The 13,867-nt window shown below is 64.6% G+C and carries 16 protein-coding genes and 1 pseudogene; 12 read left to right on the top strand and 5 right to left on the bottom strand.

What is annotated here, in order from left to right; translation table 11 throughout:
• The coding region (locus tag DLJ53_RS35425) for a hypothetical protein (RefSeq protein ID WP_162409835.1) at window positions 1–921 on the top strand (921 nt) is incomplete at its 5' end.
• A gap of 1,019 nt (window positions 922–1,940) precedes the next feature.
• On the opposite strand, the gene DLJ53_RS34045 is transcribed toward DLJ53_RS35425, so the two are convergent.
• The 3 genes from DLJ53_RS34045 to DLJ53_RS34035 form a co-directional block, all read right to left on the bottom strand.
• Window positions 1,941–3,035, bottom strand: coding sequence for a replication initiator protein A (locus tag DLJ53_RS34045; protein ID WP_111352757.1), 1,095 nt, complete (start codon window positions 3,033–3,035; stop codon window positions 1,941–1,943).
• A 96-nt stretch (window positions 3,036–3,131) separates the two neighbouring features.
• Window positions 3,132–3,434 (bottom strand): hypothetical protein, encoded by a 303-nt coding sequence (locus DLJ53_RS34040; protein ID WP_111352756.1) that lies wholly within the window; start codon window positions 3,432–3,434, stop codon window positions 3,132–3,134.
• Between the two features lie 4 nt (window positions 3,435–3,438).
• Window positions 3,439–4,110 carry an AAA family ATPase gene (locus tag DLJ53_RS34035; RefSeq protein WP_111352755.1) on the bottom strand — a complete coding sequence of 224 codons (672 nt, stop codon included), beginning with the start codon at window positions 4,108–4,110 and terminating at the stop codon, window positions 3,439–3,441.
• Window positions 4,111–4,212: 102 nt separating this feature from the next.
• Here DLJ53_RS34035 and DLJ53_RS34030 point away from each other — a divergent pair, with 102 nt between their 5' ends.
• From DLJ53_RS34030 to DLJ53_RS36740, 4 genes and pseudogenes are all read left to right on the top strand, one after another.
• Window positions 4,213–4,515 carry a type II toxin-antitoxin system RelE/ParE family toxin gene (locus DLJ53_RS34030; RefSeq protein ID WP_202913519.1) on the top strand — a complete coding sequence of 101 codons (303 nt, stop codon included), beginning with the start codon at window positions 4,213–4,215 and terminating at the stop codon, window positions 4,513–4,515.
• A gap of 26 nt (window positions 4,516–4,541) precedes the next feature.
• Entirely contained in the window at window positions 4,542–4,820 is a 279-nt protein-coding gene (locus tag DLJ53_RS34025; RefSeq protein ID WP_111352759.1) for a HigA family addiction module antitoxin, read from the top strand.
• Between the two features lie 362 nt (window positions 4,821–5,182).
• Entirely contained in the window at window positions 5,183–5,434 is a 252-nt protein-coding gene (locus DLJ53_RS34020; protein ID WP_111352754.1) for a helix-turn-helix domain-containing protein, read from the top strand.
• An 18-nt stretch (window positions 5,435–5,452) separates the two neighbouring features.
• Window positions 5,453–5,530, top strand: a pseudogene (locus tag DLJ53_RS36740) (hypothetical protein); the annotation flags it as partial.
• Between the two features lie 248 nt (window positions 5,531–5,778).
• Here the strand turns inward: DLJ53_RS36740 and DLJ53_RS35830 are convergent.
• A complete protein-coding gene (locus DLJ53_RS35830; RefSeq protein WP_111352752.1) occupies window positions 5,779–6,498 on the bottom strand; it encodes an MmgE/PrpD family protein in 720 nt (239 codons plus the stop codon).
• 321 nt (window positions 6,499–6,819) lie between these two features.
• Here DLJ53_RS35830 and DLJ53_RS34005 point away from each other — a divergent pair, with 321 nt between their 5' ends.
• Both DLJ53_RS34005 and DLJ53_RS34000 read left to right on the top strand, forming a co-directional pair.
• Window positions 6,820–7,332: an IS630 family transposase gene (locus DLJ53_RS34005; RefSeq protein WP_111352751.1), complete on the top strand. Its 513-nt coding sequence runs from the start codon at window positions 6,820–6,822 to the stop codon at window positions 7,330–7,332.
• Complete coding sequence (locus DLJ53_RS34000) at window positions 7,281–7,886, top strand: IS630 family transposase (protein WP_111352750.1); 606 nt, start codon at window positions 7,281–7,283, stop codon at window positions 7,884–7,886. The genes DLJ53_RS34005 and DLJ53_RS34000 overlap by 52 nt, the downstream gene beginning before the upstream one ends.
• 16 nt (window positions 7,887–7,902) lie before the next feature.
• On the opposite strand, the gene DLJ53_RS33995 is transcribed toward DLJ53_RS34000, so the two are convergent.
• The gene (locus DLJ53_RS33995; RefSeq protein ID WP_111352749.1) at window positions 7,903–8,340 is read right to left on the bottom strand and encodes an Lrp/AsnC family transcriptional regulator; all 438 of its coding nucleotides are present in this window, start codon (window positions 8,338–8,340) and stop codon (window positions 7,903–7,905) included.
• Window positions 8,341–8,505: 165 nt separating this feature from the next.
• Here DLJ53_RS33995 and DLJ53_RS33990 point away from each other — a divergent pair, with 165 nt between their 5' ends.
• Genes DLJ53_RS33990 through DLJ53_RS33970 form a run of 5 tightly spaced genes read left to right on the top strand, consistent with a single transcriptional unit; the run spans window position 8,506 to window position 13,565 of the window.
• Window positions 8,506–9,564 (top strand): polyamine ABC transporter substrate-binding protein, encoded by a 1,059-nt coding sequence (locus DLJ53_RS33990; RefSeq protein WP_162409833.1) that lies wholly within the window; start codon window positions 8,506–8,508, stop codon window positions 9,562–9,564.
• A 28-nt stretch (window positions 9,565–9,592) separates the two neighbouring features.
• Window positions 9,593–10,447 (top strand): ABC transporter permease, encoded by an 855-nt coding sequence (locus tag DLJ53_RS33985; protein WP_162409831.1) that lies wholly within the window; start codon window positions 9,593–9,595, stop codon window positions 10,445–10,447.
• Window positions 10,448–10,460: 13 nt separating this feature from the next.
• Window positions 10,461–11,306: an ABC transporter permease gene (locus DLJ53_RS33980; protein ID WP_202913518.1), complete on the top strand. Its 846-nt coding sequence runs from the start codon at window positions 10,461–10,463 to the stop codon at window positions 11,304–11,306.
• The gene (locus tag DLJ53_RS33975; RefSeq protein ID WP_111352745.1) at window positions 11,303–12,379 is read left to right on the top strand and encodes an ABC transporter ATP-binding protein; all 1,077 of its coding nucleotides are present in this window, start codon (window positions 11,303–11,305) and stop codon (window positions 12,377–12,379) included. The genes DLJ53_RS33980 and DLJ53_RS33975 overlap by 4 nt, the downstream gene beginning before the upstream one ends.
• Before the next feature lie 25 nt (window positions 12,380–12,404).
• Window positions 12,405–13,565, top strand: coding sequence for a M24 family metallopeptidase (locus DLJ53_RS33970; RefSeq protein WP_111352744.1), 1,161 nt, complete (start codon window positions 12,405–12,407; stop codon window positions 13,563–13,565).
• Window positions 13,566–13,867: the final 302 nt, after the last annotated feature.

Raw genomic sequence — 13,867 nt, 5'->3', positions numbered from 1 at the left:
GGGCGAACTCCTGTTGCGCCGGCGCATACGGACGTTTCGGCGATCCGCACGGCCGCCGCGATTATCCACTATGCGCGGCGGTTTGCGGCCGAGGCAAAGTTGCTGGCGCAGGATTCTCCGGAGACGGCAAAGGCGCTGGAGCACGCGGCCGCCACCATCGCAGCGGGGCAGACCCTTTCGGAGCAGAGCGAAGGCACCCAAGCCAAACACACCTCAGACATCCGCGGAAAGCTGGCTGAGGCGCGCGTCGACATACACGCGCGGTTCGCGATGCTGGACGAGCAGCTGGCCGATGTTCCGGACGGTGCGGAGCGTGTCCGGCTGATGCGGCAGATTGCGGCGCTCAAGGCCGAGGCGGCGCCGCATATGAGGGGATCCGAGCTGCGCGATTTCCAGCGCTCAGAGGCACCGGGTCGTTACGAGGGGATCGCGGCCACGGATGCCGCAAGCACTGCCCTCAAGGCAAATGCCGATGAGGCGGTGCGGCAGATTGCGGAACGGTACGACGTCAACGGCGAGGCGACAGTGGAGCGCTATTCGGGTGGCCGTCCGTCGAAGGCGCTGGCAGCGCAGTATGGCGAGGCCGAGGCGCGAGAGCGGAGACACACCCGAAGGCGTCGAGGTGCCCTCAGGGAGACGCCTGAGCGCTGCCAGGGCGCGCTCAGGCGGATGCACGAGGAGATCGCTGCCATCTATCGAGACGCTTGGGGGAAGGCTCGGACGGGTGTGGCCGCCGAGGCGGAGCCCCCTCGCCTTCCCCAGCCCCTGCGAGGCGGTTGCAACAAGGGGAGCGCTGCGGATCGTTTGGAGAAGGTTTCGACACGGAAAGCCGAGGCCGAACAGCAAGGGCAAGAACGCGTCAAGCAGGAGTGGAAGAATGCCGAGCGCAAGACGCGGGAGCGTGGTGGCCGGGGGCTTTGAGGAATGTTCTTCAGTTCGATGGATTGTCCTCTTAAGCTTCTTGGCTGATAAATGAGTTGACGGTGTCGATGGGTCTGCGGCCCTGGTTGCGGTTGCCGATCTTGTGGCTCCGACGGCGGTCAACGTCGTGTCGCGCGACCGAGTGGCAGCTCCATTCCGGATGGTGATTGCTGTGATAGGCAGGCTGCCATGAGACATGCGCTGGAAGATGCTCGTGGGATCGCTTGAAATGGATCCCCGCCGTTGTATTGACTCCGACGAATCAATGGGTCCGTCGTTCTCTTCTGAGGGACGTTGGGACGTTCCGAGAACGTCAAAGAGACGTGCGTGTAGAGTTGTCTGAGGAATCCGTTGTAGCTTGCTTGTCGCGAATCGGCGTCAACGTCCGTTCCTAATAGGCCGACACTTCAATCGGCGGATCGAACTCGCTGGGTGCGACTTATCGAGGATGATGCGCGCTCGGTGAGGAAGCGAAGTGGTATCTCGGGCGGAAGAGATTTGACGGTCTCAACGGCGGTGTGGGGACATGAGCTCCCGCCTCGAACTAGCTGACTACTCGGCCTTCTCAGAAGGTTAACTTCGTTGCTTCTTATCATCGATGCCTGAGAAGCGCATGGGTCTCGTGCTCCGAATTCATCGAGATCGGACTGGTTGTTGTTGAGGACGCGTGCCGGGCCGTAGGGCTAGGCGGGATGAGCGTGATTTGATCGCGGAGGTTGCTCGGGTGTGATCGGTCGAGGGAGCGTCTTTTGGAGTGCCAGTCCAGGCCCATCGTGAGCTCCCGAAGCCAGTTAAAGAGTTATAGATAAAGTTAAAGAGTTAAGGGCTCTCGAGCAGCAAAAATCTGCTTATCTTTCAATGCCATGCGAGATCGTTGCGTTCCTAATAGGCCGTCGATTTGTTCCTAATAGGCCGATAGTGGCGTTCCTAATAGGCCGTCGATTTGTTCCTAATAGGCCGTCACTCATCCTTGGAGGGCGTGTCTGCCTACCCGAAACTATCGGCCTATTAGGAACGCCTCAGCGACCCTCGCGAGCGTGGTGTTGCCGCATAAAGCCATAGAACGCGCTTTGGTAGTCGGAGGGGCGGCGGCTTTCGTCTTGTGTGATCCATTTGTCGAACTCGCCTTTCATCGCGTAGACGTCCCAACCGGGGAAATCCTTCCGGATCTTGGTGATCGTTTCTTCGCCCAACTCGGCATGGGCGAGAAGCGGCGCAGAGCCCTCAGAAGCGCGACGGGGCTCGCGACGAGGACGGGGCTTATTGTCCTCCACCATCGTTAGAGACTCGTCGGAGCGCATCCCCATCCAGATGCGTGGCTCTCCCTTCGTCTCCTCCTCCCAAGCGAGCGTGACGCCCGGGAGCTCGTTGCGCTGCACGATCTTCTGCATCTCGTATTTGAACCGGCGATACGGGCCTTCCGAGCCGGACTTCTCGAAGAGCGTCGGCAGCGAGATCGCGAAGCCACCCACCCCTGCTCCGCCGGCGTGCTTGCGCGCCACGCGGTAGAGCCAGCGCTCGCGGCCACCGGTGATTCCGAAATATGCCGGATCGATCGCCAGCACGCCGCCCTTCTGCAGAACGCCCTGCACGAACCACTGGGATAGAACGATGCTCATCCCGCGGCTCTCTCCCGTGGTCTCGTCGACGAGATCGGTCCACTCTGAGATCCAGCTGAACTCGGCGTAGCGCTTGCCGCGCGGGGCGCGGATGTTGGTGCGGATAGTAGTACTTCTGAGCCGCGACAGCGCGTCCCTGAGGCGCAGATAGTGATCGCCTCCGGTCGAGCGATGGATCGCCTTCAGAAGGTCGTAGGGCTGGAAGTGGAGTTCGTTCGGGATGTCGTTCACCCCGCGATTCTTCATATCCATCAGGACCGACGCGGCCCAGATGAGAACGTCCGCATCCCAGATTGTCGCCATGCCATAATTCTGGTGCGGCTCAACTTTCACCCAGACGCTATCGCTTTCGTACTCGATGGGGCGCAGCCGCTTGCGCTTGCCGAGCGAGAAGAAGGGCCGCTCCATCGTCTCACGCGCGTCCCTGAGCTTCAGCTCGGTCAGCGAGAGGATGAAGAGGTCGAACTGTTCATCGATGAGGCGTCGGCCCTGCAAGGGAGTCTCCCAGCTGGCATCTCGAAGGTATCGTAATGATATTAATATGATATTGATTCGACATCATATTGATATCACAATGGCGTCTGTTCGATATCAGCGGATAGTCTCGCGATCGAGCTTTTCGAGGATCGCTTCGAGCAGCCAAGTATGCCGAGGAATCCTTGGGTTGCGGGCGTCGACGAGGTGGTCGATACGGCCGAGCATCTCCGACGGCAGGCGCAGGATGACCTTGGCGGTGTCCTGCCTCACTCCGGCAGCGACCCGGCCCGCGGTAGGCGCGGGGGAGGGGGCCTCCGCGACGCTGCCGCCCTTGTAGATCAGCGCCTCGATCTCGCGTTCGGACGCGGTGATCGCGGGAGCTTGAACGGTCGCCCGAGGCTTGCGTGCAATCGCCATTTCCTCAGGCCTCCTCAACCGAGGTCGATATCAGTTCGATATCAAAAAGATGTCGATACAACGTCATGATCTCTTCGCTCGCCTTGGGATCCTGTGGCTTTAGCTCGACCACACCCATCCCTTGCGCCGCCGCGTTGCCGAACGCCTTGCGCGCGCCGAGCGCCACGGGAAGGAGGGTGAGCTCCTCGGCCTCGGCGATCACCTCCTCGGCGTCGCTGTTGTCCTGTCCACGCGGGTCGGCCCGGTTGATGAAGGCGTAGGCCGCGAGTCCCGGGTTGGCGGTCCGCATCTCGGCCGTCAGCTGCGAGACCTTCTCCAGCGTCCAGACATCGAAGCTGCGCGGTACAAACGGCACGAGGAGCACGTTGCTCACGGTAAGCGCAGCGCGCTGGCTCGTCGTATCGCGCCCGCCGGTGTCGATCATGACGTCATCGTACTTTGCCCCGAGGCGCCGCACTTCCGTGCGCACGGCCGCCCCCGTCAGCTTGATCGAGGTGAAGCCGGCGCCGCCCGCCAGTCGCTCGTTGCGCAGCATAGTGAAGTCGGACGCCGTCTCCTGGTCGTCGGCGTCGACGAGGAGGACGTCACGCCCGTCCCGGGCGCGCATGACGGCGAGGTTAGTGGCGACGGTGGTCTTGCCTGATCCGCCCTTGATGCCGCCTATGGTGACGATCATGGATATCTCCAAGGCATCAGATTAATGCCATTGTGATATCACATCGATATCTTTCCGGCAGGTTAAGGACGAGGCGGAGGGGGTATTGACATCCGTACGGTTATGCCGTACATGCTCGGCATGAGAGTTCGAAGCATTCGCCACAGGGGGCTTCGCCGTCTCATCGAGCAGAACGACGACAGGGAAATCCGTTCGGACCAGGTACGGCGGGTGCGCAACATCCTTTCGGCTCTTATTGCCGCTCCCGACATTGACGGGATGAGCGGCCCGCCGGGATGGCGCATCCATCAGCTGAGCGGGGACCGCGCCGGGACGTGGAGCATCTCCGTCTCCGGCAACTGGCGGATCACCTTCGAGCTCGACGGAGACGTGCTGTGCCACCTCGATCTGGAGGATTATCACTGATGACGGCAGACTCGATACCTCTCGGGATGCAGCCCTCTCACCCGGGCGTCTTCATCCGCGAGGAGGTTTTGGATGAACTGGGGCTCAGCATCGCCCGGGGGGCGGAGATCCTCGGCGTGCGGCGCGCGACCTTGTCGGACCTCGTCAATGAGAAGGCGGCTCTGTCGCCGGAGATGGCGCTGCGCATCGAGAAGGCATTCGCCATCTCGATGGAGACGCTGCTGCGTATGCAGGCCTGGTACGATACCTGGACCATGCGCCAGCACGCCGACGAGATCACCGTCGATCGCTATGTGCCGACCTGAACTGACACCGCTGCTGTCAGTAAGCCATCACGCTGATATCATAGTGATATCAGCGTGATATTGCCAGCGAGTTCGGGTAGACGCCAAGACGGCACCGGAGAGTGATCGGAAACGACGCAAGGGAAAGCCCCTTGTGTGTCTGCCGGTCTGGACCGATACCTGAAAAGTCTTCACAAGACCGTCTCCTGCCGCGCACTAAGGAAAACCACTCAAATACTCGGCCGAGGCAAGCCACGTGCGGGTCGTTTTTGAGGGGGAAGGTAGCGCTCACAATCCGGTTGAAAGCGCTATCCGGATCATTTTTCCCGTCTGGATATCCGCTTTTGCGGATACGCAAAACCGCATGGTGCGCCGAGGGTTCCGTGGACCAAACGCTCATCCGCACGCCGCGCCAGCTCGGTGCTACCATCCAACGCCGACGCAAGGCGCTCGGCCTCACGCAGACCGACCTTGCCGGCACGGTGGGTCTCGGACAGGCGACCATTTCGGAGATCGAGCGAGGGGAGGGGGCGCGCCTCGAAAGCCTCATGCGCATCGTCGTCGCCCTCGACTTTGAGCTAATGGTTCGCCCGCGCACTCGCATGGACACGGACGAGATCGGTGAGATCTTCTGATGGCCCATCCCGCTGTCGGTGATCCTAAACGGCCGCCCGGTCTCGCTCTCGCTCCCTTTGCGCGAGAACCGCTACGCCGGCGCCCCGGTCCACGCCGTCTTCGACAATCTCCTGCCCGACAGCGAGCCCCTGCGGCGCGCGCTCGCCGGGCGCGATATCGTCTGGCGCCAGCCCCTCGGCGTGGAGGGCGAGCGCCATCTCGATCAGGGTGTGGTTGCAGCGGCAGCATGGGTAGGGCTTCATGCTGAGGCGCATCGTGTGCCACACCTCGCCGAGGCCCTCCGTCAACACGTCGGCGTCGACGATATTGCGCTCGTAGAGGCGAAAGAGGCCGGCCTCACCGGTCAGGCAACGCCACGTTCCGGTGAGCCCCGCGCCCGCGAGATGGGCCGCCAGCACCCCGCTTCGTGCCGCGAAGCCGGGCCCAGGCGTTTGGCCAGCACGACATCTTTGATCGACTGGGTCGTGCCGCCCATCTGCGTGAAGGCGAGGCCCAGGGCGCTAACCATCTGGTCGGTGTTGAGCTCGAGCATAGTGCCGGCGGTAGCGGCTGCGGCGAACACGCCGAGCATCGTCGTCGGGTGCCAGCCTTTATTGAGATTGTCATGGCAGGCGAGGCCGGGCCGGCAGAACAGCTCAACCCCCAACGTGACAGCCGTCAGGAACTCCGTGCCGGACACGCCGCCCCTCAACTGGGCGGCGGCCATGGCTGCGGGCAGGACGACACAGAAGGCGTGGATACGGGCTGGGTCGTACTGATCGTCGAAGTCGAGCGCGTGGGCGGCGGCGGCATTGGCGACGGCGGCGCTGGCCGGATCGATCCGAGCGCCCGAGAGAAGCACCGTCGCCCCGGCGGGGCCGGAGAGGGAGGCCATGGCGGCATTGAGGTCGGCGATGCCCGGCGCCGTCCTCGCCGCGCCTATCACACCGAACGTGTCGACGAGGAATAGCCTGACCATGTTGGCGAGTTCTGGTCGCAGGGGCGCGTACCGCATCTGGACCAGCCGACCAGACAATGCCACTTCGAGCATCTCAATCCTGTCTTTGTATGGATAGGTCATCATCAAAAATAAATATTACAAAACTAGCAGTATTCAATATAATTTTATTTCATTGAAAGTATGTTCATTTTTTCTTTGCATACAAAAAGCATATTGTTAAATGCTTTGTGGCAGAATTACCTGAGTGCATTCGAGAATGCGCCTTTACGGCTGATCGGTGCAGCCGATGAAGGATCCGAACAAGGCCTTTTGGGGTTCTGCCGGCAGCACCACAAGCGGGCGCCGTCGGTCTGATACCGCCGCGCATTCTCGATGACTCGTAACGATTTGGCGTCGCGGCTCTGATTCCCTTGCCTGCGGATCAGTGATTCGCGAGGGACACGCATGGCACGGGGACTGGCGATCGACGATACGCTGTCGGCGCAGGAGCTGAGGCGCCTGGCGTTCCGCGAGCGCTCGGTGCGGACCGCGAAGCGGATGCTGGCGATCGCAAATGCGCTCTCCGGCATGAGCCGCGCCGACGCGGCTGCCGCGGCGGGCATGGAGCGTCAGGCGCTGCGCGACGCGGTCGTGCGCTACAATGCGGAAGGCCTCGCCGGTCTCGTCGACCGTCCAGGCCCCGGACGCAAGCCGGCCCTCACGGAGGGGGAACTGGCGCTCCTCGCCGAGCGGATCTTCAAGGGGCCCGATCCCGAGGCGGGCGGCCCGTCGCGCTGGACGCTGCCCGATCTCGCCGCGTTCGTCGACGAGCGGTTCGGCAAGCGGGTCACGCCGCAGAGCCTGTCGCGGATCCTGCGGCGCGAGGGCTTCTCGTACCAGAAGACGCGGCCGGTCCACCCGAAGGCATCCGCGAAGGCCCGCGAAGCCTTCGCAAAAAGGGGCTCCGTGACGCGCTGAACGAAGCCGCCGCGGCGCATCCGGACAAGCGCGTCGCCCTCTTCTTCCAGGACGAGATGCGGGTCGGCCAGAAGGGGCGACTGTGCCATCGATGGTGGCTGAAGGGCGAGCGCGCGCCGGGCCGTCAGGACCGGCGCTTCTCCTTCACGTACCTGTTCGGCGCCGCACGGGCCGACGGCGAAGCCGCCTTCGCCCTCGTCCTTCCCGAGGTCGGCACCGCGGCGATGCAGCTCTTCCTTGACGGCTTCGCTGCGACCCTGCCCGCCTACGAGCACGCGGTCATGGTCCTCGACGGCGCCGGCTGGCACGGCGCCAGGGCGCTGGCGGTCCCACCCAACGTCACGCTGGTGGCGCTGCCACCGTACTCGCCGCAGCTCAACCCGATGGAGCGGGTCTGGCTGTACATGCGTGAGAGATACCTCAGCCTTCGGCTGCTGCCCGACGCCGAAGCCATCATCGATGCCTGCTGCGACGCCTGGAACGCCCTCATCGCCGAGGACGGCCGCCTCCGGTCTCTCTGCTACCAGCCCTGGCTTCAACGGATCATCCAATAGGCGGCGTGGTATGACGCTATCGCAGGATGTCTTTCAGCACGATGCTTGTCCGCGTGTTGACGATCCCCTCCAGCGAGGCGAGATCGTGCATGACGAAGGTGTAGACATCCTGGGTGTTGTGGAACAGCGCACGGATGAGCACGTGCGACGGCCCGGTCACGATGGACACGGATTCCACGAAATCGTACGCGGCGAGCGTGTCCGTGACGGTTTCGATTTGATCCCGCCGCACCTCCAGCCCGATGTAAGCCTGGACGGCGAATCCGGCCCGTGCCGGGTCGAGCGAAGCGCTGAGGCGCACCACCCCTGACGACAGGATCTGGGCGAGACGCCGCCGGATCGTGGGCTCGGACTTTCCGAGTGCGCGGGCGATTTGTGTGCTCATCGCACGTGGATTTTGTCGCAATGCGGCAATGATCTGCTGATCGATCTCGTCAAAATCCTGTTTAGGCATGTGAATCTCAATCACTATGGTCGAAATCACGATGTGAAATTATAAATGTCGATCATATTTGATGAACAATCAATCAAATGCGCCATTTATCTTCAGTATGTTGACGGAATCATTCATCCGCGTACGGTTCGCGGCCGATACGGGCAGGCCAAAAGAGGCGGGCGGATGACAGTGTCCCTGAACAGGCGGAAGTTCCTCACATTGACGGCAGCCGGCGTCGCCGTCGGACCGTTCGTGCACACCAGCCGGGCCAGGGCCGCCCGCGAACTGGTGGTGGTGAGCTGGGGCGGCTCCTACCAGGACGCCCAGCGCGCCGCGCACTTCGCGCCGTTCACGGCCGAGACCGGCATCAACATCGTCGAGATCAGCGAAGGGCCGCGCGTGGCCAAGCTGAAGACCCAGATCGACAGCGGCAGCCTCGAATGGGACGTGATGGACTTCGAGACGTCCGACATGCTCTCCGCCGGCTCCATGGACCTGCTCGAGCCGATCGACACGTCGGTGGTGGACACCTCAACGATACTGCCCGACGCGGTCGACGAGTTCGGCATCGCCAACGTGTCGTGGTCCAAGCTCCTCGGCTTCAATACGGCGAAGTACCCGAACGGGGAGGGCGCGCCGACGGGGTGGGCCGACTTCTGGAACGTCGAGGCGTTCCCCGGCCGCCGCGCGTTGCAGGACCTCGTGAAGCCGAACCTCGAATTCGCGCTCATCGCTGACGGCGTGTCGCTGAACGAGCTCTATCCGCTGGACGTGGAGCGGGCCTTCGCCGCCCTCGACCGGATCCGTCCGCACGTCGACGTGTGGTGGGGCAAGACGGCGCAGGGAATCCAGATCCTGGCCAACGGCGAGGTCGACATGGGGACCGCCCCGAACGGGCGCCTGGAAGCGGCGAAGCGCGACGGCCAAAACGTCGGTTACACCTGGAACGACGGCGCCGTCGATTTCGACTGGTGGTGCGTCGCCAAGGGGGCGCCGAACCGCGACCTAGCGATGGAGTTCATCAACTTCGCCATCGCCGCTGAAGGGCAGGCCAAGCTCGCCTCCATCATCGACTACGGCCCCAGCAACACCGAGGCCTGGTTGCTGATCGATCCGGAGCGGGCCGCCACGCTTCCGACCGCACCGGACAATCTCAAGGCGCAGTTCGTCCTCGGCAACAGCTGGTGGCAGGATAACGAGGCCGACATGCTGCGCCGCTGGCAGATGTGGAAGCTCGGCTAAGACCGAGCACGGCGGGATGATGAAGCTCATGTCCACTGCATGGCGACGCCGGAGCGTCACCACCCTAGCCCTTGCGCTGCCCGCAGTGGCGTTCCTTGCGGTCTTCTTCATCCTGCCCTTCGCCCGCGTCGTCGGCTGGAGCGTCGACGGGTGCGAGGCGGCCGGGCCGACGCTCGCCCACTACGAGGCGCTGGCCTCCACCCCACTCTATCTGCGCGTGGCGCTCTACACGCTGCGCATCAGCCTGATCGTCACGGTGATCACGCTGGTGATAGCCTATCCGGTGTCCTTCCTGCTGACCCGCCTGCGGTCCTGGTTGGCGGCGGCGATCCTCTTCGTTCTGATCCTCCCTTTCTGGATAAGCGCGCTGGTGCGCACCTTCGCCTGGGCAACGCTTCTGCAGCGCAACGGGCCGGTGAACGACCTCCTCATGTGGAGCGGGTTAATCGCCGAACCACTAGATCTGTCGCACGGCACCTTCGCGGTCGTGGTGGCGACCATCCACTGGGTACTGCCGTTCATGGTGCTGTCGCTCTATGCCGGGCTGCGGGCGATCGATCCGGTGCTCCTGCGCGCGGCGAGCGGCCTCGGCGCCCGGCCCGGCCAGACCTTCCGCCGGGTGCTCTTTCCCCTCAGCCTGCCGGCCGTCGTCAGCGGCTGCGGGCTGGTGTTCATTCTCACGGTCGGTTCGTTCGTGACTCCGGTCCTCCTGGGCGGCCTGCGGGACGTGTTCGTCGCGCAGCTCATCGAGATGCTGGTCAACCAGCTCGTCGACTGGCCGGCGGCCGCGGCCCTCACGGTGGCGCTCCTCGTCGTGGTCCTGGTGCTGATGACCGTATTCCGGGCCGCGGGGCGCTCGCCGCTCCATGCCGGATCAAAATAAGGCGGGACCGGCGATGACGTTCCTGATCATCCTGACGGCGCTCGTCCTGGCGTTCGTGATCGCGCCCCTCGTGGTGGTGGTCGTGGTCTCGTTCGGGGTCTCGCAGATGATGGAGTTCCCGCCCCGCGCGTTCTCCCTCGTCTGGTACGAGCGCTACTTCACCAGTGCGGACTGGCTGAACGCGACACGGGTCAGCGTCGAGGTCGGGCTCGGCACGGCACTGCTCGCCACGCTGCTCGGCACGGCCGTGGCGCTGGCCTTCCGGCCGCGCTTCGCCGGCAGCCGGCTCGTCCACGGCGTGATGATCGCGCCGATGGTGGTGCCCTCGATCGTCATCGCGATCGCCGCCTACTTCTTCTTCGTGCCGCTGACGAAGATGGGGCTGCCGCTGCTCGGCAGCCGCCTCGGCCTCATCCTCGCCCATACGGTGCTGGCGATCCCGTTCGTCTTCGTCACCGTACTCGCCTCCGTGCAGGGGCTCGATCCGATGCTGGAGAAAGCCGCTGCGAGCTGCGGCGCCCATCCGCTCCAGGCGTTCCGCCGGGTGACCTTGCCGGTGATCATGCCAGGCGTGGTCTCGGGCGCGATCTTCGCCTTCGTCGCCTCCTTCGACGAGGTGGTCATCGCGCTCTTCCTCAGCGGGGCGCGGGTGCGGACCCTGCCGATCAAGATGTGGGAGGGCGTGCGCTTCGAGATCGATCCGACGGTGCCGGCGGTGGCCACGCTGATGATGGTCCTCTCGCTGGCCGTCATGGCGGTCAGCCAGCTCTTGCGGCGGCGCGCGCGCACCTTCACCGCCTCTCCCTCCCAGGCGGCCGGACACGGCACGGCCGCCCCCAACGTGGCGATGACACGATGACCACTGGCCAATCCCTCGACGTGCGCAGCGTCTCCAAGCGCTTCGGCGACGCGCTGGCGGTCGACGCCGTCAGCTGCGCGGCGCGGACCGGCGAATTCGTCAGCTTCCTGGGGCCGAGCGGGTCCGGCAAGACGACGACGCTCAACATGATCGCTGGCTTCGAGACTCCCGACAGCGGCGACATCCTCGTCGGCGGTGCGTCCCAGACGAGCCTCGCCCCCTACCGGCGCAACATCGGCATGGTGTTCCAGAACTACGCGCTGTTTCCGCATCTGCCGGTCCACCGCAACGTGGCCTTCCCGCTGGAGGTGCGCGGTACGCCGCGGCGCGAGATCCGCACCCGCGTCGCCCGCGCGCTGGAGACCGTGCAGTTGTCGGAAAAGGCCGGACAGCTTCCGCGCCAGCTTTCGGGCGGGCAGCAGCAGCGCGTGGCACTTGCCCGTGCGCTGGTCTACGAGCCTGGCCTCATCCTCATGGACGAGCCGCTCGGCGCGCTGGACAAGCGCCTGCGCATCGACCTGCAGTCCGAGATCAAGCGCATCCAGGCCGCCCTCGGTCTCACTATTATCTACGTCACGCACGACCAGGACGAGGCGGTGACGATGTCGGACCGCATCTGTTTGTTCGACGGCGGGCGGATTGTCGAGACCGGAACGCCGAGCGCCCTCTACGAGACGCCGCGCACCCGCTTCACCGCTGACTTCCTCGGCACGTCGAACCTCATTGGCGGCACGTTCACCCACGACGGGGGCGTGCCGGTGCTAATGGCCGAGGGAGGGGCTGCCCTCCCCGTCGCTGAGCCGCAAGGCTCAGTGCCGAGCGGGACGACGGCGACCCTGTGCATCCGCCCCGAGCGGATCCGCTTCAATCCGCCGGCGGAGAGCGTCGACGCGCACTGGCCAGCCACGATCGAAGAGGCGGTCTATTGCGGCAACCTCACCCGCTACCGGGTGCGCATCGCCGGTGGGATCATCCTCAAGGTCGAGGCCCCCAACGCCGAGGCCGGAGCGGTCGCGGAGGGGCCGATCACGCTCGGCTGGAAGGCCGACGCGGCGCACCTCATTCTCGAATAACCCCATTGCCTGAAGAGCCTGATCCATGTCGACGCCCCCATTCTCGCGCGAGGAATACGCGCGCCGGACGGCCCTCGCCCGCGCCAGCATGTCCACGCGCGGGATCGACGCCCTCGTCCTGCGTAACCCCGAGAACATCTGCTACCTGACCGGCTACGAGACGCCAGGGCACTACAACTTCCACGCCCTCATCGTCATGCCCGACGCTTTCGCGATGGTGGTGCGCCTGTTCGAGTCGCCCAACGTCGAGGAGTATACCAACTTCAAGACGGTGTTCTGCGTGCCGGACGGCATCGTCCCGGTGACGGTCTTGGTCGACGCGCTCAAGACTCTCGGCCTCGCCGACAAGCGGCTGGGGCTGGAGACGGGGATCAACAAGGCGAGCCTCTATTCGCCGGTGTCGGAGCGGGAGATCCTGACGCGCGACCTGCCGCGGGCGAATTTCGTCGACTGCACTGGGATCCTTGCGGCGGCGCGCGTCCTGAAGTCCGACGTCGAGATCGAAGCGCTGCGCACGGCCGTGAACATGGCGGAGATTGCCGTCGACGCCGGGATCGAGGCGATCACGGACGGGTGCACCGAAAACGACATCGCCGCGGCAGTGCTCTACGCGGGGACGAAGGCGGGGTGCGAGTACGTCAGCCTGCCGCCGTTCGTGGCGGCGGGTGAGCGCAGCGCCATCCCGCACGGCACCTGGCGGGGCCGGTCGGTCGCGCGCGGCGAGCACGTCTATTTCGAGGTGTCGGGCGTTCACAAGCGCTACACCGGGCCGGTGATGCGGTGCGCCACGCTGGGCCCGCCGTCCGATCTGATTCAGAAGATGTCGGACGCGATGCTGCGGGCGCTCGACGTGAGCCTCGAGGGGATCCGCCCCGGCATGAGCGGCAAGAGTGCGCACGACCTGATCTACAACGTGGTCGACGAGGCGGGCTTCGGCGGGGACTACTTCACCCACCACGGCGGCTATTCCCTCGGCATCGCATTTCCCCCGGGCTGGGGCGAGGGGCACCTGATGGACATCGGCCCCGGCGAGGAGAAGCCGCTGCAGCCGGGCATGGTGTTCCACATCGTCCCGGTGTCGCTGATCTACGGCACGGCCGGCGTCGGCTTCAGTGCCGTCGTGCAGATCACCGAAACCGGATGTGTGCCGCTGTCACGCTACCCGCGGGCGCTGACCGTGGTGTGAGGCTGAAAGGCCCCTTCCCCTCCCCGGCACGACCTCGTCGCAGGACCGGGCGCGGGCAGCGTCCCAGTAGGGTGGCTCCCTCGGCGTCGCAGTGATCGCACAGGGCATCGAGCACGCGCGCCGGACCGGAGATCAAGAGCTGGCTTTTCGGTTCAGCGTTGCGCCGGCCGGGCTTGTGGGGCGCGTGCCTCCACGGTGAACTGCGCCGCTCCGCCGGGGCTGAAGTGCTGGTCCGATGAGACCTTGATGGCTTCCGTCGTCATACCAGAATGCGGGACCGTGTGGCTGACGCGCGCCGGCAT

Origin of the sequence: Acuticoccus sediminis (assembly GCF_003258595.1) — a bacterium.
GTDB lineage: Bacteria > Pseudomonadota > Alphaproteobacteria > Rhizobiales > Amorphaceae > Acuticoccus > Acuticoccus sediminis.
Note: the sequence above shows the minus strand (reverse complement) of the source record. Positions and strands in the feature narration are given on the sequence as shown.

Bases quoted from the DNA above. Each gene is read 5' to 3' on its own strand.
- DLJ53_RS34040 (WP_111352756.1), bottom strand. From the start codon at position 3,434: ATGGCGATTGCACGCAAGCCTCGGGCGACCGTTCAAGCTCCCGCGATC.
- DLJ53_RS33980 (WP_202913518.1), top strand. From the start codon at position 10,461: ATGACGTTCCTGATCATCCTGACGGCGCTCGTCCTGGCGTTCGTGATC.
- DLJ53_RS33990 (WP_162409833.1), top strand. From the start codon at position 8,506: ATGACAGTGTCCCTGAACAGGCGGAAGTTCCTCACATTGACGGCAGCC.
- DLJ53_RS33995 (WP_111352749.1), bottom strand. From the start codon at position 8,340: ATGCCTAAACAGGATTTTGACGAGATCGATCAGCAGATCATTGCCGCA.
- DLJ53_RS34025 (WP_111352759.1), top strand. From the start codon at position 4,542: ATGCAGCCCTCTCACCCGGGCGTCTTCATCCGCGAGGAGGTTTTGGAT.
- DLJ53_RS34030 (WP_202913519.1), top strand. From the start codon at position 4,213: ATGCCGTACATGCTCGGCATGAGAGTTCGAAGCATTCGCCACAGGGGG.
- DLJ53_RS34035 (WP_111352755.1), bottom strand. From the start codon at position 4,110: ATGATCGTCACCATAGGCGGCATCAAGGGCGGATCAGGCAAGACCACC.
- DLJ53_RS34005 (WP_111352751.1), top strand. From the start codon at position 6,820: ATGGCACGGGGACTGGCGATCGACGATACGCTGTCGGCGCAGGAGCTG.
- DLJ53_RS35830 (WP_111352752.1), bottom strand. From the start codon at position 6,498: ATGATGACCTATCCATACAAAGACAGGATTGAGATGCTCGAAGTGGCA.
- DLJ53_RS33985 (WP_162409831.1), top strand. From the start codon at position 9,593: ATGTCCACTGCATGGCGACGCCGGAGCGTCACCACCCTAGCCCTTGCG.
- DLJ53_RS33970 (WP_111352744.1), top strand. From the start codon at position 12,405: ATGTCGACGCCCCCATTCTCGCGCGAGGAATACGCGCGCCGGACGGCC.
- DLJ53_RS33975 (WP_111352745.1), top strand. From the start codon at position 11,303: ATGACCACTGGCCAATCCCTCGACGTGCGCAGCGTCTCCAAGCGCTTC.